The sequence below is a fragment of the Acidovorax sp. JHL-3 genome, from assembly GCF_000526295.1.
Taxonomy (GTDB): domain Bacteria; phylum Pseudomonadota; class Gammaproteobacteria; order Burkholderiales; family Burkholderiaceae_C; genus Acidovorax; species Acidovorax defluvii.
On sequence record NZ_JAFU01000001.1, the window covers coordinates 1,308,367 to 1,328,354 of the forward strand.

24 protein-coding genes are annotated in these 19,988 nt (G+C 61.1%); 21 read left to right on the forward strand and 3 right to left on the reverse strand.

All coding sequences use genetic code 11. The features are described 5' to 3' along the window. The first annotated feature begins 38 nt into the window (after window positions 1–38). Together fliS and K226_RS0106145 are read left to right on the forward strand one after the other, a co-directional pair. A complete protein-coding gene (fliS, locus tag K226_RS0106140; protein ID WP_024813973.1) occupies window positions 39–464 on the forward strand; it encodes a flagellar export chaperone FliS in 426 nt (141 codons plus the stop codon). A gap of 3 nt (window positions 465–467) precedes the next feature. Continuing rightward, the gene (locus K226_RS0106145; protein ID WP_024813974.1) at window positions 468–767 is read left to right on the forward strand and encodes a flagellar protein FliT; all 300 of its coding nucleotides are present in this window, start codon (window positions 468–470) and stop codon (window positions 765–767) included. A gap of 296 nt (window positions 768–1,063) precedes the next feature. Here the strand turns inward: K226_RS0106145 and fliE are convergent, their stop codons facing one another. Further along, on the reverse strand, window positions 1,064–1,375 hold the full coding sequence (gene fliE / locus K226_RS0106150; protein ID WP_024813975.1) for a flagellar hook-basal body complex protein FliE: 312 nt from the start codon (window positions 1,373–1,375) through the stop codon (window positions 1,064–1,066). A gap of 174 nt (window positions 1,376–1,549) precedes the next feature. On the opposite strand from fliE, the gene fliF reads away from it, so the two are divergent. The 13 genes from fliF to fliR all read left to right on the forward strand — a co-directional run bounded on the left by fliF (window position 1,550) and on the right by fliR (window position 12,698). After that, a complete protein-coding gene (gene fliF / locus K226_RS0106155) occupies window positions 1,550–3,238 on the forward strand; it encodes a flagellar basal-body MS-ring/collar protein FliF (protein WP_024813976.1) in 1,689 nt (562 codons plus the stop codon). A 28-nt stretch (window positions 3,239–3,266) separates the two neighbouring features. Beyond that, window positions 3,267–4,262, forward strand: coding sequence for a flagellar motor switch protein FliG (gene fliG, locus K226_RS0106160; RefSeq protein WP_024813977.1), 996 nt, complete (start codon window positions 3,267–3,269; stop codon window positions 4,260–4,262). Then, window positions 4,246–4,977, forward strand: a complete 732-nt coding sequence (locus K226_RS0106165; protein WP_024813978.1) for a flagellar assembly protein FliH — start codon at window positions 4,246–4,248, stop codon at window positions 4,975–4,977. The genes fliG and K226_RS0106165 overlap by 17 nt, the downstream gene beginning before the upstream one ends. Further along, window positions 4,967–6,361: a flagellar protein export ATPase FliI gene (fliI, locus tag K226_RS0106170; RefSeq protein ID WP_024813979.1), complete on the forward strand. Its 1,395-nt coding sequence runs from the start codon at window positions 4,967–4,969 to the stop codon at window positions 6,359–6,361. Before K226_RS0106165 ends, fliI begins: the two co-directional genes overlap by 11 nt. A 28-nt stretch (window positions 6,362–6,389) precedes the next feature. Further along, on the forward strand, window positions 6,390–6,854 hold the full coding sequence (fliJ, locus tag K226_RS0106175; protein ID WP_024813980.1) for a flagellar export protein FliJ: 465 nt from the start codon (window positions 6,390–6,392) through the stop codon (window positions 6,852–6,854). A 299-nt stretch (window positions 6,855–7,153) separates the two neighbouring features. Continuing rightward, a complete protein-coding gene (locus K226_RS20175) occupies window positions 7,154–8,110 on the forward strand; it encodes a flagellar hook-length control protein FliK (RefSeq protein WP_238324198.1) in 957 nt (318 codons plus the stop codon). Window positions 8,111–8,327: 217 nt separating this feature from the next. Then, entirely contained in the window at window positions 8,328–8,897 is a 570-nt protein-coding gene (gene fliL / locus K226_RS0106190; RefSeq protein WP_024813981.1) for a flagellar basal body-associated protein FliL, read from the forward strand. Between the two features lie 18 nt (window positions 8,898–8,915). Continuing rightward, complete coding sequence (fliM, locus tag K226_RS0106195; protein ID WP_024813982.1) at window positions 8,916–9,920, forward strand: flagellar motor switch protein FliM; 1,005 nt, start codon at window positions 8,916–8,918, stop codon at window positions 9,918–9,920. Then, entirely contained in the window at window positions 9,910–10,353 is a 444-nt protein-coding gene (fliN, locus tag K226_RS0106200) for a flagellar motor switch protein FliN (protein WP_024813983.1), read from the forward strand. The genes fliM and fliN overlap by 11 nt, the downstream gene beginning before the upstream one ends. 7 nt (window positions 10,354–10,360) lie before the next feature. Continuing rightward, window positions 10,361–10,705, forward strand: a complete 345-nt coding sequence (locus K226_RS0106205) for a flagellar biosynthetic protein FliO (protein ID WP_024813984.1) — start codon at window positions 10,361–10,363, stop codon at window positions 10,703–10,705. 79 nt (window positions 10,706–10,784) lie between these two features. Continuing rightward, complete coding sequence (fliP, locus tag K226_RS0106210; protein WP_081739405.1) at window positions 10,785–11,489, forward strand: flagellar type III secretion system pore protein FliP; 705 nt, start codon at window positions 10,785–10,787, stop codon at window positions 11,487–11,489. 12 nt (window positions 11,490–11,501) lie between these two features. Next, complete coding sequence (fliQ, locus tag K226_RS0106215) at window positions 11,502–11,771, forward strand: flagellar biosynthesis protein FliQ (protein WP_024813986.1); 270 nt, start codon at window positions 11,502–11,504, stop codon at window positions 11,769–11,771. Window positions 11,772–11,927: 156 nt separating this feature from the next. Next, complete coding sequence (gene fliR / locus K226_RS0106220) at window positions 11,928–12,698, forward strand: flagellar biosynthetic protein FliR (protein ID WP_024813987.1); 771 nt, start codon at window positions 11,928–11,930, stop codon at window positions 12,696–12,698. Between the two features lie 9 nt (window positions 12,699–12,707). Here the strand turns inward: fliR and K226_RS0106225 are convergent, their stop codons facing one another. Together K226_RS0106225 and K226_RS0106230 are read right to left on the reverse strand one after the other, a co-directional pair. Then, window positions 12,708–13,337 carry a response regulator transcription factor gene (locus tag K226_RS0106225; protein ID WP_024813988.1) on the reverse strand — a complete coding sequence of 210 codons (630 nt, stop codon included), beginning with the start codon at window positions 13,335–13,337 and terminating at the stop codon, window positions 12,708–12,710. Beyond that, window positions 13,334–14,446, reverse strand: coding sequence for an ATP-binding protein (locus K226_RS0106230; protein WP_024813989.1), 1,113 nt, complete (start codon window positions 14,444–14,446; stop codon window positions 13,334–13,336). The genes K226_RS0106225 and K226_RS0106230 overlap by 4 nt, the downstream gene beginning before the upstream one ends. Before the next feature lie 174 nt (window positions 14,447–14,620). On the opposite strand from K226_RS0106230, the gene K226_RS0106235 reads away from it, so the two are divergent. The 6 genes from K226_RS0106235 to cheD all read left to right on the forward strand — a co-directional run bounded on the left by K226_RS0106235 (window position 14,621) and on the right by cheD (window position 19,980). Beyond that, the gene (locus K226_RS0106235; RefSeq protein ID WP_024813990.1) at window positions 14,621–15,067 is read left to right on the forward strand and encodes a hypothetical protein; all 447 of its coding nucleotides are present in this window, start codon (window positions 14,621–14,623) and stop codon (window positions 15,065–15,067) included. A 49-nt stretch (window positions 15,068–15,116) separates the two neighbouring features. Further along, the gene (locus K226_RS0106240) at window positions 15,117–15,479 is read left to right on the forward strand and encodes a response regulator (RefSeq protein WP_024813991.1); all 363 of its coding nucleotides are present in this window, start codon (window positions 15,117–15,119) and stop codon (window positions 15,477–15,479) included. A gap of 39 nt (window positions 15,480–15,518) precedes the next feature. Continuing rightward, window positions 15,519–17,648 carry a chemotaxis protein CheW gene (locus K226_RS0106245; RefSeq protein WP_024813992.1) on the forward strand — a complete coding sequence of 710 codons (2,130 nt, stop codon included), beginning with the start codon at window positions 15,519–15,521 and terminating at the stop codon, window positions 17,646–17,648. A gap of 54 nt (window positions 17,649–17,702) precedes the next feature. Continuing rightward, window positions 17,703–18,191, forward strand: coding sequence for a chemotaxis protein CheW (locus K226_RS0106250; protein WP_024813993.1), 489 nt, complete (start codon window positions 17,703–17,705; stop codon window positions 18,189–18,191). An 85-nt stretch (window positions 18,192–18,276) separates the two neighbouring features. Beyond that, a complete protein-coding gene (locus K226_RS0106255; RefSeq protein WP_024813994.1) occupies window positions 18,277–19,188 on the forward strand; it encodes a CheR family methyltransferase in 912 nt (303 codons plus the stop codon). A gap of 84 nt (window positions 19,189–19,272) precedes the next feature. Then, complete coding sequence (cheD, locus tag K226_RS0106260) at window positions 19,273–19,980, forward strand: chemoreceptor glutamine deamidase CheD (RefSeq protein WP_051463464.1); 708 nt, start codon at window positions 19,273–19,275, stop codon at window positions 19,978–19,980. The last annotated feature ends 8 nt before the right edge of the window (window positions 19,981–19,988 follow it).

The following is a 19,988-nucleotide window of genomic DNA, read 5'->3' on the forward strand; positions in this document are numbered from 1 at the left end:
ATATCAATAACAACAAGTAGCACATGAAGGAGCCGTTGATGTACACCCCCGTCAGTTCTCGCGCAGCCTCGGCCTATCGGCAAGTGGGCGTTCAGTCCGGCGTGGATGGCGCTTCGCCGCACACGCTGATCAAGATGCTGTTTGATGGCCTCATCCAGTCGCTTAACGCCGCGCGCGGCGCTTTGCAGCGCGGCGATATTGCCGAAAAAGGCCGCCAGATCGGCAAGGCCGTGCGCATTCTGGAAGAGGGCCTCAAGGGCGGCCTCAACCCCGCGCAGGGCGGCGAAATTGCCAGCAACCTGGCCGCGTTGTACGACTACTGTGTTAGCCGCCTTACCCTGGCCAACATGCGCAACGACCTTGCGCTGGTGGAAGAGGTGGTGAGCCTGATTGCCCCCGTGGCGCAAAGCTGGAGCGAAATCGGTACCAACAACGGCGCAGCCGCCCAGGGCGCGGGAGCCTGAACCATGTCACACATGCTGATTGACTACTACAAAGCCATCGAAGACAGCAGCGCCAAGATGCTGCAAGCCGCCCAAAGTAAGGACTGGGACGGTGTGGTGCGCTACGAAGGCACTTGCGCTGTGCTGATCGAGCAATTGCGCTTCAAGGCGCAAGAGCATGAGCTGCTGCCCGAGCACAAGCGCGAAAAGACACGCATCATGCAGCGCATCTTGCGCAACGATGCCCAGATTCGCTGCCTGGCCGAGCCTTGGCTGGCGCAGGTAGAACACATGTTCGAAGGCCAGCCGCAGATGGTGCATTGAGGTGCGACCGGGTGCTGGGGTTGGTTTTTAAGCGAAATATGCCTCTAGCCCTTGTGTGGTAAGCGCAAGAAGCTATCAAAATAATAGTTCTCTCGTGCGAAGGCCGCAATGTATTCCCGGGGCACGAAAAAAGCCACTCTGGATCAGGGTGGCTTTTTTTTGATCAAAATTCGACTGTAGCGCTTATCAGGCAAGCGCTGATAGCTATGAAAAACGGAGTGGTTGCATGGCAACCATGGCAGGTGACGGAACTTGCCGGGTGAACTGCTGGGTGAAGCGGCTCGGCTTGCAGCCCCTCAGACCTGCATGTTCATGATGTCGGTGTAGGCCTGCACCATGCGGTTGCGCACATGCAGCGTGGCCTGAAAGCCGATTTGCGCTTTCTGGATGGCCACCATGGTCTGCTCCAGGCTGACGGATGGGTTCTCCATCTGCACTTCTTGCTGCAGGCCGGTGGCGTGGTTCTGGGCGGCACTGACCGATTTGAGTGCGCCTTTGAGCGCCCCCGAAAACCCCACTTCATTGCCTGCGTCTTGCGGCGCAGCGGCACGGCGCGCCAGGCCGGCACCCGAGAGGGGGGTGGTAGAGCTTGATATGCGGAGGTCCATGGCGGGTGTGGTGGGGGATGGGGGGATGGCGCAATACTAGGCCCTGGGGCGCCGGCCATCCGGGGGAATTGATGGTCAAATGCGCGGCTTATCCAGCGAACGTCCGGGTGATGCGCCCGAATAATCGACCCAACGCAAGGACCGCCCACCGGCCCTGCCATACTGGAAAGCGAAATGTCTGCAGTTGCTGAAATCCCCGTCACTTCCCCCGCAAGCTCTGGCTGGCTGCAGCGGCTGTCGGCGCTCGACCGGGCGCAGCGCATGCGGCTGGGCGTGGGGGCTGCGCTGCTGGTGGCGGTGGCCATTGCGGCCATTGTGCTGGGTCGCCAGCCCGACTACCGGGTGCTGTTTGCCAACCTCAATGACAAGGACGGTGGTGCCATCGTGGCCCAGTTGTCGCAAATGAATGTGCCTTACAAGCACGCTGATGGCGGTGGCGCCATTTTGATTCCGGCCGACCGCGTGCACGACGTGCGCCTGCGCCTGGCCACCCAGGGGCTGCCCAAGGGCTCGGTGGCGGGGTTTGAACTGATGGAGTCGAGCAAGTTCGGCATGACGCAGTTCCAGGAGCGGCTGAATTTTCAGCGCGGGCTGGAGGGTGAGCTCACCCGCTCGATCCAGGCACTGTCGTCGGTGCAGGGGGCCCGCGTGCACCTGGCGCTGCCCAACCAGAATGGTTTTTTTCGCGAGCAGCAAAAGCCTTCGGCCTCGGTGCTGGTGAGCCTGCACCCCGGCCGCATTCTGGACCGGGCGCAACTGGCGGGCATCGTGCATCTGGTGGCGTCGAGCGTGCCCGAGCTGGCGCCCTCGGCCGTGAGCGTGCTGGACGATACGGGCAAGCTGCTGTCGCAGTCACCCGACACCGCCTCGGGCAGCGCCGTGGATGCGCAGCAGCTGTTGTATGTGCAGCAGCTGGAGCAGCAATACACGCGCCGCATCATGGACATCCTGGAGCCCGTGGTGGGGCGCAACAATGTGAAGGCGCAGGTGTCTGCCGAGGTGGATTTCAGCCAGACCGAATCCACCTCTGAGCAGCACCGCCCCAATCTGGCCCCGGATGCCAGCGCGATCCGCAGCCAGCAGGTGGTGGAAAGCAATGGTCCCCAGGGTGGCGCGCAGCCCACCGGCGTGCCCGGCGCCGCCTCTAACCAGCCGCCCGCACCGTCTGCCGCACCCATCAACGGTGCCAATCCGCCGCTGGCCGCTGCCAACGGCCAGCCACAGGGCGCACTGGGTGCGGGGGGCAAGCGCGAGTCAACGATCAATTACGAAGTGGACAAAACCGTGCGCGTGACGCGGGGCGGCAGCGGTGCCGTCAAGCGCCTGAGTGCGGCGGTGGTGGTGAACTACCAGTCTTCCGAAGACAAGGGCAAGACCGTGGCCAAGGCGCTGACGCCCGAACAGCTGGAGCAGATGACGGCGCTGGTGCGCGAAACCATCGGGTTCAACAAAGAGCGTGGCGATTCCGTCAATCTGATGAACACACCGTTCCAGGTGGATGTGACGCCGGTTACCGAGGTGCCGCTGTGGAAGCAGCCTGAAGTGCTGGACCTGGCCAAGAGCTTTGCCTGGCCGGTGGGAGCCGTGTTGTTTGCCGCGCTGGTTTTGCTGGGGCTGGTGCGCCCAGCCCTCAAGGGCGGGGCGGAGCGCCCCCGGGCCATCCCGATGGCGGGCGGCACGGTGGATGCCATGGAGGCCGAGCAGCCCGAGCGGCCCGCCTTGCCGGCGCCAACCAAAAAGGACGAGCTGCTACCGGCGACGCCCGAGCAGCTGCGCCTCGAAGATGCGCGCCTGCTGGCCAAGGAGAACCCCATGGCCGTGGCCAATATTTTGAAAACCTGGGTGAACGGCGAACCCGTCTGATCCCGGATCTGAACGGACAAAATTTCTTATGGATGAGCAGGGCCTCAACGACGCCGCCATCATGCTGATGTCCCTCGGCGAGGAGGAGGCGGCCGAAGTGTTCAAGCACTTCTCGCCCAAAGAGGTGCAAAAGCTGGGCGAAACCATTGCGCGCATGCGCTCGGTGTCGCGCGACAAGGTGGACAAGGTCATCAACCGGTTTTCGGATGCCGCAGCGGCGCAGAGCCTGCTGGTGTCCGACACTGGAAACTATGTGCGCGCGGTGCTCAAGCGGGCGCTCGGCGATGACAAGGCCGGGCTGTTGATTGACCGCATTTTGCAAGGCGGCGATGTGTCAGGCATTGAAAGCCTGAAGTGGATGGACCCGCTGTCGGTGGCAGAACTGCTGCGCAACGAGCATCCCCAGATCGTGGCGGCCATTCTGGTGCACCTTGATTCCGACCAGGCCGCTGCCGTGTTGATGAATTTCACGGACCGCCAGCGCAGCGAGGTGCTGCTGCGCGTGGCCACCCTCGAAGGCATACAGCCGACCGCGCTGAAGGACCTGAACGAAGTGCTGTTCAAGGTGCTGGCCGGGGGCGACAAGATTCGCAAGAGTTCTCTGGGCGGGGTCAAGGCAGCGGCTGAAATCATCAACATGCTGGGCGGCAACATGGACAGCGTGGTGCTCGAATCCATTCGTGGATACGACCCCGATTTGGCCCAGAAGATCATGGACAAGATGTTCGTCTTCGACGATGTGCTCAAGCTCGATGACAAGGCCATCCAGACGGTGCTGCGCGAAGTGGCGTCCGAGACGCTGATCGTGGCCCTCAAGGGTGCGGTGCCCGAATTGCGCGAGAAATTTCTCGCCAATATGTCCACCCGTGCGGCAGATGCCTTGCGCGAAGACCTGGAGTCGCGCGGGCCGATGCGCCTGTCGGAAGTGGAAGCCCAGCAAAAGGAAATCCTCAAGACGGTGCGCCGCTTGTCTGACGAGGGCCAGATTGTGATTGGCGGTGGCGGTGATGATGCCTTCGTCTAACCAGCGGGTGTATTCGCGCTTCATCCCCAGCGAGGAAGTGGGGGACGTCACCCACTGGAAGTTCGGTGCGATGGATGGCTCTGATTTGGAGGAGCCCGTACCTGAATCCAAGGCCGCAGCAGAGCTGCCGCCCGCCCTCGACGAGGCACAGCAGCAGGCCCTGGTGCAGCAGGCCTGCGACGAGGCCTACGCAAAGGGCGTGGCCCAGGGTGAAGCGCAGGCCACGCTGGAGTGGCAACGCCGCATGGACGACTACGTGGCGAACCAGGGGCAAGAAGCGGCCGAGCGGATCAATGCCGTGGTGCAGTCGCTCCAGGCATCGCTGGCCGACATGCAGCAGCACATGGCGCAAGACATGCTGCACCTGGCCTGTGACATTGCCCGCCAGGTGCTGCGCCACGAGCTGTCGGTCAATCCCAACGCGGTACAGCCCGTGGTGCGCGAAGCCGTGGGCATGCTGGTGTCCGAGGGGCGGCCGGCGCTGGTGCGCCTGAACCCTGTGGACATGGAAACCATGGCGGGGTCTTTGCGCGAAGAGTTTGATGGCGCCGCCGTGCAGTGGATGGCGGACGCCGCAGTGCCAGCCGGGGGCTGCCTGGTGGAGTCGGCCGGTACAGTGGTGGACGGCAGCCTGGACAAGCGCTGGCAGCGCGCTGTGGCGGCGCTGGGGCTCGATTCGGCGTGGCAGGACGGTGGTGATGGCGATGTCCACTGATACCCGTTCTGCCTGGGCCGAATTCATGGAAGACGCCCGGGAACGCGTGCAGGCCCAAGTGCCGCTGGAAACGCGGGGCACGCTCACCCGTCTGACGGGTTTGGTGCTGGAGGCCGCGGGCATCCGGGTGCCGGTGGGTTCGCAGTGCATGGTGCAGATGCCGGGCCACACACCCATCCTGGCCGAGGTGGTGGGGTTTTCTGCCGACCGGGCTTTTTTGATGCCCGCTGGGGACATCCACGGCCTGTCCAGCGGGGCCAGCGTGGTGCCTGCGGCGCCTTACATTCCCATGCCCCGTCTGGGCGAGCCCCCGCGCCCGGTGCACCGCGCTGGCGTGCTGCGGCTGCCGATGGGCGACGGATTGCTCGGACGCGTGGTGGATTCGCAGGGTTTGCCGCTGGACCACGGCGGCCCGGTGCAGAACGTGGTCTCCGAACCCATGGATCGCCGACAGATCAATGCCATGGACCGTGACCCGGTGCGCGAGCCCCTGGACACCGGCGTGCGCGCCATCAATGCCCTGCTCACCGTGGGGCGGGGGCAGCGGCTGGGTTTGTTTGCGGGTTCGGGCGTGGGCAAAAGTGTGTTGCTGGGCATGATGGCCCGTTACACCCAGGCCGATGTGATTGTGGTGGGGCTGATTGGCGAGCGCGGACGCGAGGTCAAGGAGTTTGTCGAAGACATCCTGGGCGAGGATGGCCGCGCGCGGTCGGTGGTGGTGGCGGCTCCGGCCGATGCGCCGCCGCTGCTGCGCATGCAGGGGGCCGCCTATGCCACGGCCGTGGCTGAGCATTTTCGTGACAAGGGCAAGCATGTGCTGCTGCTCATGGATTCGCTCACGCGCTATGCCATGGCCCAGCGTGAAATCGCGCTGGCCATTGGCGAGCCACCGGCCACCAAGGGCTACCCACCATCGTGTTTTGCCAAGCTGCCTGCGCTGGTGGAGCGCAGCGGCAATGGGCTGCATGGCGTGGGTTCTATTACCGCTTTTTACACCGTGCTGTCGGAGGGTGATGACCAGCAAGACCCGATTGCCGATGCGGCGCGGGCCATTCTGGACGGGCACATCGTGCTGTCGCGGGCGCTGGCCGAAACCGGGCATTTCCCGGCCATCGATATTGAGCAGTCTGCCTCGCGGGTGATGCACAACGTGGTCTCGCGCGGGCATTTTGACCTGGCGCGGCGGTTTCGCGCGGTGTATTCGCGCTACCAGAAGAGCCGCGATCTGGTGCAGGTGGGGGCGTATATGAGCGGCTCCGATCCGGCCCTGGACGAAGCGATTCGTCTGCAACCCCAGATGGCCGCTTTCCTGCAGCAGGACATGTTTGATGCGGCGTCCATGGAGCAAAGCCTCCACACCATGGCCGTGGTGCTGGATCACTGACGCACTGAACGATGGAGATTGAACGACCATGTCAACCCTGAACGCCCTGACGGTGGCCGTGGAAGTGGCTTCGCGCAAGCGCGATGAGGCCCGGCGGCTGTTGCAGGATGCGCAGGGGGCGCAGCAGGCCGCGCAAGACCAGCTCAACCAGTTGCAGGGCTACGCCCGGGAAACAGAAGGGCGCTGGGGAATGCGTGCGGACGCCGCAGTGCAGCCCGAGGTGATGTTCCACCACTACCAGTTCATGGACCGGCTGGGCCACGCCGTGGGCCTGCAAACAGGTGTGGTGAGTGACCACGCCAGCCGGGTGCAAGACGCCACCCGCACGTTGCTGGAGGCCGAACTGCGCCTGGCCAGCCTGCGCAAGGTGGTGGAAAAGCGCCAGCAGGACCACGAGCGCCAGCAGATGCGCCGCGAACAAAAGCAAACCGATGAGCGCGCCTCGATACAGGTGCGCAATGCGATCAATGGCCCGCCGGGGCAGGAGTATTGAAAATGGAACCAGCACGCATCTCTGGCCCACAGGGTAGTCAGGGCGCACAGGGAACCCAGTCCGCGCGTGGAAAATCCCAGGCACAGCAAGCGGGTGGCCCCGTGGATCCGTCGGCCCAGGGGGGGTTTCTGGCTTTGTTGGCGTCTTTGGATGGCACGCTGCCAGGTGAAGGGCCATCCGCTGACAGTTCAGCGGCCCTTTCGCCTGTCAACGCGGACTCTGCATCGCTGGCTGCCTGGCAAGGCCTTCTGGCTCCTGGCGCGCAGCCGGGAACTGCGGTGGCGGCTGGCGGTGGTGCCATGTCCGGTTTGGCCGGGGCCGATTGGCATGCGGCAGCCGATGGGCTGGTGGCGCAGACGGCGATGCTGGATGGAGCTGCAGAGGCCGCTGGCGCAAAGCCGCCCAATGGATCTGCGGTGGGCTATGGCCGCATGTTCTCGCGCCACCACAATGCGCTGTCTCAAGGAAGGGGCGAGGTGTCCGGCTTGGCCGCTGCCGCCACGGCTGCCGCCAACGGGACAGATAAGAAGCAGGCCCTGGTGACGGCTTTCTCCGCAACGCAGGGCGCGCAGGCGTTGGTGGATGCGCGGATGGTGGGCGGGCCACTGGCCGAGGTCGGACCGCGCGGCGGGAGTGATTTGCTGGGAGGGCTAAGCGGTGCGGAAGAAGCCCCAGCCCTGAATCTATTTGCTGAAAACCGGGTGCCCCAGCGCGGAGGCAGCGCCACCAGTGGTGACGCTGGTGGCCGCCCGTCCGCAGACGCGGCTTGGGGTAGCTCGGGCACTGTGCCGGCGGGCCCGGAGACGGCAGGCTTGGAGGGTGCCGCAGTGTTTGCGGACCCCACGCTGGCGGGGGCCGAAGAGCAGATTGCGGACCAGGTAGCCTACTGGGTGAACCAGAAAACGCAGAATGCAGAAATGACGCTGGACCGCGATGGACAGCCGGTGCAGGTGACTGTGTCGCTCTCGGGCAGTGAGGCCCATGTGACGTTTCGCAGCGACCAGGCGCAGACCCGTGAGTTGCTGGATTCGAGCATGGCCCAGTTGCGGGATTTGCTGCACAACGAGGGCCTCGTGTTGGCCGGCACGACGGTGGGCACAACGGCGCGGGATGGCGCTTCGCCGAACGATTCCGGACAGCGCCAGGGCCGGGGCGGTGAGCGGCGTGCGCAAGTGGTGACGTCCGTGCCGTCCGCAGCGGTAACGGCGCGACATAACGGCGGCGCATCTGACCGTGCGGTGGACATCTTTGTGTGATGTCCTGGCTCCGAGGCGCTGAGATTGCGGAAGGGCGCAAGGATTTTTAACGCCCGCTCCCGCAGCGTTTGCGGGCTGAGGTGGTGGAATGCCGTGGTTTTGGGCTTTTATTCTGGCTATTATTGGTCGGCCCTTCGCCCAATAATGGGTTTCCAGTTGATCCTGCGTTCCTTCGGGCGCGGACGCTGTCTGCTTTCTACCCCAAGGAATTTTCAACGTGTCTGCCACTCCTCCCGCCGCCGCACCGGTCAAGGCCAAAAGCAAGAAGCTGATCGTGATCGGCGCAGTGCTTGTCTTGCTGGTCATTGTGGGCGCTGGCGCCGCATGGTTCCTTGCCAGCCGGTCGCAGGCTGCCGAGGATGAAGAAGGTGCCGAACCAGTGCGCAAGGAGGCGGTCAAGGTGGTGCCCACTTTCCTGCCCATGGAAAACATGGTGGTCAATCTCGCCGACCCGGGTGGCGACCGTTTTGCGCAAATCGGTATCACGCTCGAAGTGTCGGACGCCAAGACGGCAGAGCAGATCAAGCAGTACCTGCCCAGTATCCGCAGCGGAATTCTCATGCTCACCTCGCAGCGCACCTCGGAAGAGCTCTTGCAGCGCGAGGGCAAGGAAAAACTGGCCGCCGATATCCTGCGAGAGGTCTCTCGCCCGCTGGGTTATTCGGTGTCGTCGGCCAAGCCCCGTCGCGAGGTGCCGGACGATGATTCTGAAGAGCCCGCTGCGCGTCGCAAGGTTGAGAAGAACCCTGTACAGCGGGTGTTGTTTTCCAGTTTCATCATCCAGTGAGCTGGCAAGGATTTCCCCATGAGTGATTCGTTTCTATCCCAGGAAGAGGTAGATGCCCTTCTGGAAGGGGTCACCGGAGAGAGTCAGAAATCGGTAGAGGAGGTCGCCGAGGCGGGGGCTGTCCGCAACTACGACATCTCCAGCCAGGAGCGTATTGTTCGTGGCCGCATGCCGACGATGGAAATCGTCAACGAGCGGTTTGCGCGCAACTTTCGCATCGGCTTGTTCAACTTCATCCGCCGCAGCCCCGAGATATCCGTGGGCACCGTCTCGGTGCAGCGCTATAGCGCTTTTCTGCGCGAGCTGGCGGTTCCCACCAACTTCAACATTGTGGCTATTCGGCCGTTGCGGGGCAGTGGGCTGATCGTGTGTGAACCCTCGCTGGTGTTCGGCATCATCGACACGCTGTATGGTGGTGTGGGCAAGTTTCAAACCCGGATCGAGGGGCGTGATTTTTCCCCCACCGAGCAGCGCGTGATCAACCGGCTGGTGGATGTCATCTGCACCGAATACAAGAAGGCGTGGCACGGTATCTATCCGCTGGAACTGGAATACCAGCGATCGGAAATGCAACCCCAGTTCGCGAACATCGCGACGCCCAGCGAAATTGTGGTGTCCACGGCCTTTCAGCTGGAAATTGGCGACCTGTCAGGCGCCATCCACATCTGCATGCCCTATGCCACCCTCGAGCCGATCCGGGATGTGCTGTATTCCTCCACGCAGGGTGACTCGATCGAGGTGGATCGCCGCTGGGTGCGGGTTCTGACGCGCGAAATCCAGGCGGCCGAAGTCACCTTGGTGGCGGAGCTGGCGCGAGCGGATGCCACCGTGGAACAACTGCTGGCCATGAAGCCCGGCGATTTCATCGAGCTGGACAGGGAACCCCGTATTCGGGCCTCCATTGGGGGAGTGCCTATTTTTGAGTGCCAGTATGGCACCCACAATTCCAAATATGCGATTCGCATTGAAGAATGCCTGCGCAATGCGGATATGAGCTGGCTTGGAGAAAAAGATGTCCACTGAAGACAACAACGACGGTAAAGACAACAGTGCGGACGATCCGTTTGCTGGCTGGGCCGAGGCGCTGGAAGAGCAAAAGCGCACCGATGACAAGCCCGGTGATGCGGAGCAGGGTGGTCCGTTGTCGGGCGAACCGGTTCGCCCGTTCTCTGGCGCAGGGGACGGAACGGTCAATGACATCAACATGGTGCTCGACATTCCCGTGCAGCTGTCTGTGGAGCTGGGGCGCACCAAGGTGCCCATCAAGTACATCCTGCAGCTGGCCCAGGGATCGGTGGTCGAGCTCGATGCGCTGGCGGGTGAGCCCATGGACGTGCTGGTCAACGGCTATCTGATTGCACAGGGTGAGGTGGTGGTGGTCAACGACAAGTTCGGTATTCGTCTCACCGATGTGGTGACGCCATCGGAGCGCCTGCGGCGGGTCAGCCGTGGATAGTGCTGGCATGACCCAGACGCTTGTCATTGTGGTGCTGTTTGTGGCTGCCATGGCGGCGTTGCCGTGGCTGGTGCGGCGCGTGCAGTTGCGCCAGGCGGCAGGTGGTGCCCCTGGGGGCGCTTCGTCTCGCGTGCTCTCGGCCGTGGCGGTTGGGCCACAGCAGCGCGTGGTGACCGTGGAGGTGGGGGCGGAAGGGGCCCGTGCGTGTCTGGTGTTGGGGGTGACGACCCAGAGCATCACCTGTCTGCATGTCATCGGATCCCCTGCCCACCAGCAGGGAGCTCCTGCGGCCTCGTTTGCCGGTGCAATGGCGCTGGCCGCACAACCCCCCGAAAAGGCCTCCCATGTCTGAATTGGCCGGTGGATGCCGCAACAGGGCTTGGGGTGCATCGCGCCCGGTGGTATGGCTGGTGGGGTTTTGCGCGCTGACCATGGTTCATGTGCCGGCCATCGCTCAAAGTGGCGGTTCGTTGCCCCTGCTCGTCGGATCGGGCAACGCGGGAACCAGCTTTTCCGTACCTATACAGACATTGCTGTTCTTCACGGCGCTGTCATTCTTGCCGGCGGTGCTTTTGATGATGACGGGATTCACCCGCATCGTCATTGTGTTGTCGCTGTTGCGCCAGGCCCTGGGCACGCAGTCTGCTCCGCCCAATCAGGTCATCATCGGCTTGTCGTTGTTTCTCACGTTCTTTGTCATGGGGCCCACGCTGGACCGCGTCTACAAGGACGCCTATGTGCCGTACACCACCAACGCCATCAGTTTTGAGGCGGCGCTGGAAAAGGCAGGGGCCCCGATGCGGGAGTTCATGCTCAAGCAGACCCGCCAGTCCGACTTTGCGCTGTTTTCTCGCCTTGCGCGGCTGGACGCATCGGTCACGGCCGAAACGGCGCCCCTGCGCGTGCTGGTGCCGGCGTTTGTGACGAGCGAGCTCAAGTCGGCATTCCAGATCGGGTTCATGATTTTCATTCCCTTCCTGGTTATTGACATGGTGGTGTCCAGCATCCTGATGTCCTTGGGCATGATGATGCTGTCGCCGGTGCTGGTGGCGTTGCCATTCAAGCTCATGCTGTTTGTCCTGGCAGATGGCTGGAATTTGCTGATTGGCTCACTGGCCGCCAGTTTTGTGACCTGAGGAAGCCGTGTTATGACCTCTCAGCTGGTTTTGACCATGGGGCGCGAGGCGCTTACCCTGCTATTGATGATCGCCATGCCCGTGCTGGGCGTTGTGATGGCGGTTGGCTTGCTGGTCAGTATCTTTCAGGCGGTGACGCAGATCCACGAGGCAACCCTGGCCTTTGTTCCCAAGCTCATTGCTGCCATGGTGGTCTTTGCGGTGGCTGGTCCGTGGATGATCAGTACGCTGGTGGATTACATCCGCCGGACCATTGAATCGATTCCGTCGGTGATCGGGTGATTTGGCCTGTGGTGCGCGGGAAGTGAGCATGTTGCGTCAACTGGCGGGTGATGTGGTCATGTATCCGGGCTGCGCGGCTGGCGAGTGCTCTCCAGAACGTGCGAAACGCACCTTTCACGGGGTTTCAGTGCGTCAGTCCTCCCAGGTGGGGTTTTCGTGATCACTTTCACCGAGGCACAGCTGGTTGCCTGGATTTCACCCATTCTTTGGCCGTTTTTGCGTGTGCTGGCCGTTTTTACGGTGGCCCCCGTGTTTTCCATGCGTGTCATTCCCATGCGGGTCAAGGTGGGGCTGGCTTTTCTGGTCGCACTGTGCGCGCAGGCGGTTTTGACGGACCAGCCGGTGATCAGTGTGAACGGGCGCGAGGCCTTGGGGGCCGTTGCTCAGCAAGTGGTGGTGGGCCTGGCCATTGGATTCGCAGTGCGGCTGGTTTTTTCGGCCGTGGAGCTGGCGGGCGAAATCATCGGTCTGCAAATGGGCCTGAATTTCGCTTCGTTCTTCGACCCGGCGAGCAACGCGCAGGTCAGCGCTGTGGCACGTTTCTTTGGGCACATGGCGACCTTGCTCTTTGTGGTCATCAATGGGCACTTGATGGTGCTGATGGCCGTGGTCAAGAGTTTTGACAGCTTTCCAGCCGACGGAAACTTTCTGCAGGCACTGGGGCAGATGCGCTTGCACGAACTGGGAGCATCGCTGTTCTCCAGCGCCTTGTGGATTGCGCTGCCAATGATCGCGCTGCTGACCTTTGTCAACCTGACCTTGGGCATCATTTCCCGCGTGGCCCCGCAGATGAATATCTACGCGGTGGGTTTTCCTGTGACGCTGACAGTCGGCTTGCTCGGCATTGCAGCCACATTGCCCATGCTGGAGCAGCCAGTGCTGACCCTGATGCAACAGGTCATGGATCTTTTTGCGGCTCAGCGCTAGCCAAAGGCGTCAAACCAGTTCGTTGCGGATGGCGTAGACCGTCAGTTCAGCATTGTTGGTGAGCTTGAGCTTTTCAAGAACGCGGGAGCGGTATACGCTGACGGTCTTGGGACTGAGCATCAATTCTTCAGCGATATCCGAAAGCTTGCGTCCCGAGGCAATCTTGACCAGCGTCTGCAGTTCCCGCTCGGAGAGCGCTGCATGGGGCACTTCGGGCGCTGGTTGTGCGAGGCTTTCCGCCAGCATTTGGGCGACTTCGGGGGTGAGGTATTTGCGCCCCTGCATCACGGTGCGCACGGCCGCAATGAGCTCGACGGGGTCACTTGCCTTGTTGGCATAACCCTGTGCGCCGGCACGCAGACAGCGCAGCGCATACTGGTCTTCCGGATACATCGAAACCACCAGCACCTTGATGGCGGAGTGGGTTTCGCGCACGCTGGCCAGCACTTCGAGGCCGCTGCGCCCCGGCATGTTCAAGTCCAGCAGCAGTACATCGCATGGGGCGGCACGCAGCACTTCGCGCAATTCCGAGTAACCACCCGCCTCGCCGGTGACAAGGATGTCTGGCGCCTCTGCCAGCGTATCGCGTATTCCGCGGCGCAAGACAGCATGGTCATCGCACAACACAACATGAATCACTGTGAGGCTCCTTCATCTGGTGCATTGTGGCGCGATGCAAGGGGAACGGAAAGAATCACGCTGGTGCCTTTTCCGGGGTGGCTGCTGATGTCCAGCCAGCCGTTCACGGTGCGTGCGCGCTCCTGCAGCCCCTTCAGCCCAAAAGCCTTGGGTTTTTCGCGCATGGCGGGTTCAATTCCGCACCCGTCGTCTGCGACCTCCAGTGTCAATACGCCTTCGCTGTCTGCAAGTTCGATGTGAACGGACTGGGGCGCAGCATATTTTGCAACGTTGGTCAGTGCTTCCTGAGCGGTGCGATAGGCTACCAACTGAACTTCGGCAGGAATGTCCACGGCCCCGCTGCTTGTGCGGACCACGGTTGTGACGCCGGTGCGGCGCTCGAAACTGCTGGCCAACCACTGAACGGCGGCGACCAAGCCCTGATCAAGGATGGGTGGGCGCAAGTTCATCATGATGCGCTGGCTGGCGCCAATGGCATGCTGGAGCATGTCAGCTGCGGCCGTGGCGTGTTCCTGCATCGTGCGATCCTGGGCGTGGCGCCCGATCCAGGCAAGATCAAACCGGACAGCCGTGAGGGCTCCCCCGATATCGTCGTGGATCTCCCGGGCGATTGCTGCACGCTCTTGCTCAATGGAGGTTTGAAGGTGCTCGGTCAGGTCTGCCAGGCGTCTTTGGGAGGCGGCCAGTTCGGCCACCGCCTGTTCGCGCGTTATTCTTGCCTCGTGCACCTCCAACGCCCGAGATATGACATGGGGCAGGCGAGCCATGTCATCCTTGGAAAGATAATCCGCAATTCCCAGCCGCATGGCGTCAACTGCTGCGGCCTCCCCGATGGCCCCGGAGAGCAGGACAAAAGGCGGATGTTGATGCAATTGCGCAACATGCTGCCACGCATCAAGCGCCGTAAAACCTGCCAAACGGTAGTCCGCCAGAATGATGTCGAACGAATGGTGTGCCGTCAGGGTCTGAAAGGCCTCTAGCGTGTCGACGTGCTGAACCGTGCATGCCATCCCCGAGCGTCGCAAGGCAGCTTTGGCAAGCCCGTGGTCGGCGAGAGAATCCTCAAGATGAAGGATTTTTAGGTGATGGTCTTGTATTGCTTTGACCATAGGAGCGCTATCATAGGATACATATTGGAACAAATAGTGTTATCTCGTGGGGCATGTGCGGCGCGAGGTGTCAGATGGGCAGCACCTTGTAAGGTGTAAGTCTGGTGCTTGGCAATCGATTCCGCAGGGCCCATTTTTTCGCGTGCTTTGCAATATTTGCCGGGATGGAAAACGATGCAATCTACGCTCACACCCTCCGGAGGCCCCGGAGTACAGGTCCCCGTCATGGTGGCAGCGGAACTGCAGGATTCGTTGCTGGTGGTCATGCATGATTTGCATCGGCTTGAGGGGCTGTTGAACCACGCCACCGACAACTTGCTGGAGCGTTTTGACGAAGCCAATGCAGCGTTGTCCGATGCGGTGGTGAAGGATGCGCCAGAGTTGGTGGCTGCACGAGCAGCATTGCGCAAAGCCGTGACCGAGTTGCAGTTTCAGGACATGGCTTCTCAGTTGATCTGGCATACCACCAAGGTGCTCCAGGGCTGCGCCTTTCGGCTTGCATCTGAAGTCATGGGGCACGAAGAGGGTGAAGAGGCGGCTCCATTTGCTGAAATGGCCCCTGATCGCCCCAATCCCGTGACCCAGAGCGAGATGGATGCGGGTTCTGTGGATCTGTTTTGATGCTCGCATCACTGGTTAACCTATATACACAAGTCAGTTGGAGCCTTACATGCAATCGATCCTTGCCGTAGATGATTCACCTTCCATGCGAAAGATGGTGTCTTTTACCCTCACGGGTGCGGGCTACCATGTGGTGGAAGCCGTGGATGGGCAGGATGCCCTGGAAAAAGCAGAAGCTCACGACATCCACCTCGTACTGGCGGACCAGAACATGCCCCGGCTCGACGGCATTGGTCTCACGCGCAAGCTGCGCGAGCACCCCAAATTCAAGACTATTCCCATCCTGATTCTGACCACTGAATCCAGTGACCAGATGAAACAGGCAGGCCGTGCCGCAGGTGCCACGGGATGGCTGGTAAAACCTTTCGATCCGAACCGATTGATTGAAGTAATTCAGAAAGTTATCCGCTGATCCGCACGGACCGGGATAAGCAAGACAACAGGAGCCTCCATGGCGGAAACCTATCAAGAAGGATCGGGATCTGGCGCAGATTTTGATCTGAGCCAGTTCTATCAAATCTTTTTCGAAGAAGCAGGTGAAAACCTCGACCAGATGGAGCATATGCTGCTGAATCTGGACCTGGTCAATGCCAACGACGAAGAGCTCAACGGCATTTTTCGGTGCGCGCACTCAATCAAGGGCGGCGCCGCCACGTTCGGGTTTGCCGATGTGGCGGAATTGACGCACCAGATGGAGTCTCTGCTGGACCGCTTGCGGCGGCACGAACTTCAGCCCATTCCGCAAATGGTGGACGTATTGCTCGAATCGGCAGACGCCTCGCGCAGTCTGTTGGCGCGCCACCAAGCGGGAGAGCAGGGCGAGGCGGTCTCTACCACCGAGCTTGTGCACCGCATTAGCGAGTTGGCCGCAGGCCGGGTTCCAGCGGGGGATGCGCCTGCACCCGTGGTGCCGGCAGTGGTTCCTGCGGTCGCCGTTGTAGCGCCGCCGCCCGTTCTGGCGCCAGCACCGGCTGTGCTGTCCGGTCAGCCGCGCCAGCTCCATATCCAGATAGGCCCGCTGGAACGACCAGCGCAGGCAGATGCCATCAAGGAGCTCTTCCGAGACATCCCGGGTCTGGGTTCTATCAGCGATTTGCCCGTTATCGAGCCCGCCACCCGCCGATTTGCCGTTGAAACCACATCAACCAACGATGATCTGCTGGATCTCTTTGCGTTTCATGTTGCCAAGGAGCAGGTGGCCATCAGCGACGCAGCGACGTCAGGTGCCATAACAGTCGAGCAGGCGGCGCCAGCCGGCACCGCAGCAGAAGTGCCCTATGGTTTCTTTCATGATGCGCCTGGCGCGCCCGCCGAGACCGCCCCCGCGCTGGTGGCTGCGCCGCCCGTAACCGCAGGCGTCAAGCCAGCGGTTGCCAAGACGGCGGCAGAGCCCAAGGCGCAGAGTCAGGCCCAGATGGAATCGACGACGATCCGGGTGGCTGTGAACAAGGTGGATCAGCTGATCAACCTGGTGGGTGAGCTGGTAATCACCCAGGCCATGCTTGCGCAAAACAGCCGAGGCCTTGATGCGGGCGCCTACCAGCAGTTGCTGGCGGGGCTGGCGGATCTTGATCGCAACACCCGTGATCTTCAGGAATCGGTCATGTCGATTCGCATGATTCCCATGTCGATCGTGTTCAGCCGTTTTCCACGCATGCTGCGTGATCTGGCGAACAAACTCGGGAAGAAGGTGGATTTTGTGACGCTGGGTGAGGCCACCGAACTCGACAAGGGTCTGGTTGAAAAAATCACCGACCCGTTGACTCACCTGGTGCGAAACAGTTGCGATCACGGCATCGAAATGCCCGCCGATCGTCTGGCAAAAGGCAAACCGGAGCACGGCACCATTACGCTATCAGCCTCTCACCAGGGCGGCTCGATCGTGATCGAGGTGCGAGATGACGGCAAAGGGCTGTCGCGCGAAAAGATACTGAGCAAAGCGCAGGAGCGCGGCCTCGATGTGTCCGAGCACATGAGTGACGCCGATGTCTGGCAGCTTATCTTTGCACCGGGATTTTCCACCGCCGATGAGGTTACGGACGTGTCCGGCCGTGGTGTGGGAATGGACGTTGTCAAGCGAAACATTGCGGCGCTCAACGGCTCGGTCGAGATCGATTCGGCAGAAGGCTACGGGATGAGGGTGTCCGTGCGCCTGCCCCTGACGTTGGCCATCATGGATGGCATGTCCGTGGGCGTCAGCGACGAGGTCTACATTCTTCCGTTGTCGTCGGTGGTCGAGTCGTTCCAGGTCAACCCCGAAGATGTCAGCACAGTGGCGCAAGGGTCGCAGTTGGTCAAGGTGCGGGACGAATACATGCCCGTGATTGCCCTGGAAAAGATTTTCCAGGTGCCTCGCTTCGACGCCAGCAAGTCCAGCAACATCATGGTGGTAGTGGAAGCAGACGGTAGCCGTGTCGCCCTGCTGGTGGATGAGTTGCTGGGTCAGCACCAAGTGGTAGTCAAGAACCTCGAATCCAACTATCGCAAAGTTCCCAATGTGTCGGGGGCCACGATTTTGGGCGACGGCACCGTGGCCCTTATTCTGGATACGGGTGGGCTGGTGCGACGGGCACGCCACTAGATTCTTGCGCCTGCGCCGGTTGTTGCAGGCGCTGTCTTGAAAGGAAGAATCACCATGAGTGTGATGGAAAAATCAGAAGAAACCACTGCGTCCAGTGCCCGGGAGTATCTGACGTTCAGGCTCGACCAGGAAGAGTACGGCATCGACATCCTGAAGGTTCAGGAAATTCGGGGTTACGAGCCTCCCACCCGCATTGCCAATGCACCAGAGTTCATCAAAGGCGTGGTCAATTTGCGGGGAACGATCGTGCCCATCGTGGACATGCGCATCAAGTTCAACTGCACCCAGGCCGACTACAACACCTTTACGGTGGTGATCATTCTGAATTTGCGTCAGCGTGTGGTCGGGATTGTGGTGGACTCGGTCAGCGATGTCATGGAACTGGCCTCGGGCAGTGTTCGCGCCGCCCCCGATATTGAAAGCGCCATCGACAACAGTTGTATCTTGGGTCTGGGCTCGGTAGGCGAGCGCATGCTCATCCTGCTGGACATTGAAAAATTGATGTCCAGTGTGGACATGGGTTTGGTGACTACGGACGAGTAGCACGATTGGGCCATTCAAATGTTGGCCCAGGGAAACACAGGCCGGTGAGTTTTTTCACTGGCCCTATGGAGCGAACAGGAAACACATGTCCTCGACTGCCACCGCTTCAACTGCGGCGCGAACGCGCACTCTTTCCGGCAGGGCGGATACTGCCGTTGCTGCAACGGCGTCCTCCGGCCCCCTTTCGCAAGGGCGTGAATTTGTCTGGACAACGGCCGATTTCGCGCGGGTCCAGGGGCTCATTTACCAGCGCGCTGGCATCAGTTTGCACGATGGCAAGCACGCAATGGTTTACAGCCGACTCTCGCGTCGCCTCAGGGAGACGGGGCATACGAGCTTTAACGAGTATCTGAGCTGGCTGGAAAAGCATGACGGTCCCGAGTGGCAAGAGTTCGTGAATGCCTTGACCACCAATTTGACGGCATTTTTCCGTGAACAGCACCATTTTGAAATTTTTGCTGCGCATCTGAAGAGCAAGCCTTCTGGCACGCCGTGGCGGGTTTGGTGCAATGCGGCATCCACCGGGGAAGAGCCCTATTCCATTGTCATGACTGCGCTGGAAGCGCTGGGCCCGAATGCGCCTTTCAAGCTGACGGCCAGTGATATCGACTCGCGCGTACTGGCGACTGCGTCACAAGGTGTTTATCGGGTGGACAACGTCAAAGGGCTCAGCCCCGAGCGCCTTCGGCATTTTTTCCTGCGTGGAAAGGCCGGCAATGAAGGCATGGTTCGCGCCAAACCCGAGATGCGTAAGGCAATCGAGTTCATCAGCGTGAACCTGATCCGCGACGATTGGCCTTTCCGGGAGCCTTTTGATGTGGTTTTTTGTCGCAATGTCATGATTTATTTTGACGCCCCGACCCAGCGGAAGGTGCTGGAGCGAATCCATCGGGTGCTCAAGCCGGGCGGAATGTTGTTCGTTGGCCATGCCGAAAATTTCAGCGAATCACGGGATCTCTTTACCCTGCGTGGAAAAACGGTGTACGAACGGCGTTGACAGCCTCACTGATGCCACGCAGTTTCCACGACCAACCTATGATCCGGCGCCATTTGGCCACTGGTCTTTCAGGGAGCCATTCCCATGGCATTTGACACCACAGAGCGGCGGCGTGCGCCGCGCATTGCCCCCTTGAGCGCAGACGTTTACTCCACTGGCACTGCGGTTGCGAAAGAGTCGTCGCTGCAGGGGTTGAAAGCCCAGGCGCGCAAACCTGGTGAGGCATCGTTTTTTTACGCCGACCATCATTTCCAGCACAACGCTGTGAAGGTGTTGCCGGGTGAATACTTTGTGTCGGACGAGAACATGATCATCATGACGGTGCTGGGGTCATGCATTGCGGCTTGCCTGTGGGACAGCAGAGCCCGCATTGGTGGAATGAACCATTTCATGCTTCCAGACGGGGATATGGCAGATGCCTCGGGCCGCTATGGGTCTTACGCCATGGAGTTGCTGATCAACGAGATGCTCAAGCTCGGCGCCCGGCGTGAGACGATGCAAGCCAAGATTTTTGGCGGAGCCCAGGTCATGCACAACTTCACCACGATGAATGTGGGAGAGCGCAACACCAATTTCGTGCTGAACTATCTTCAGACGGAACGTATCCCCATCATGTCTGAGGACGTGCTGGATATCTATCCACGCAAAGTGGTTTTTTTCCCCGTAACCGGCAAAGCCATGGTCAAGCGGCTGGCCCATACCCACCCCGAAACACTTGTGGCTCAGGAGGTTCGCGGCAATGCAGCGATCGTTGCCAAGACCACATCTGGTGGTTCGGTGGATCTGTTTTGAGGAAGGTG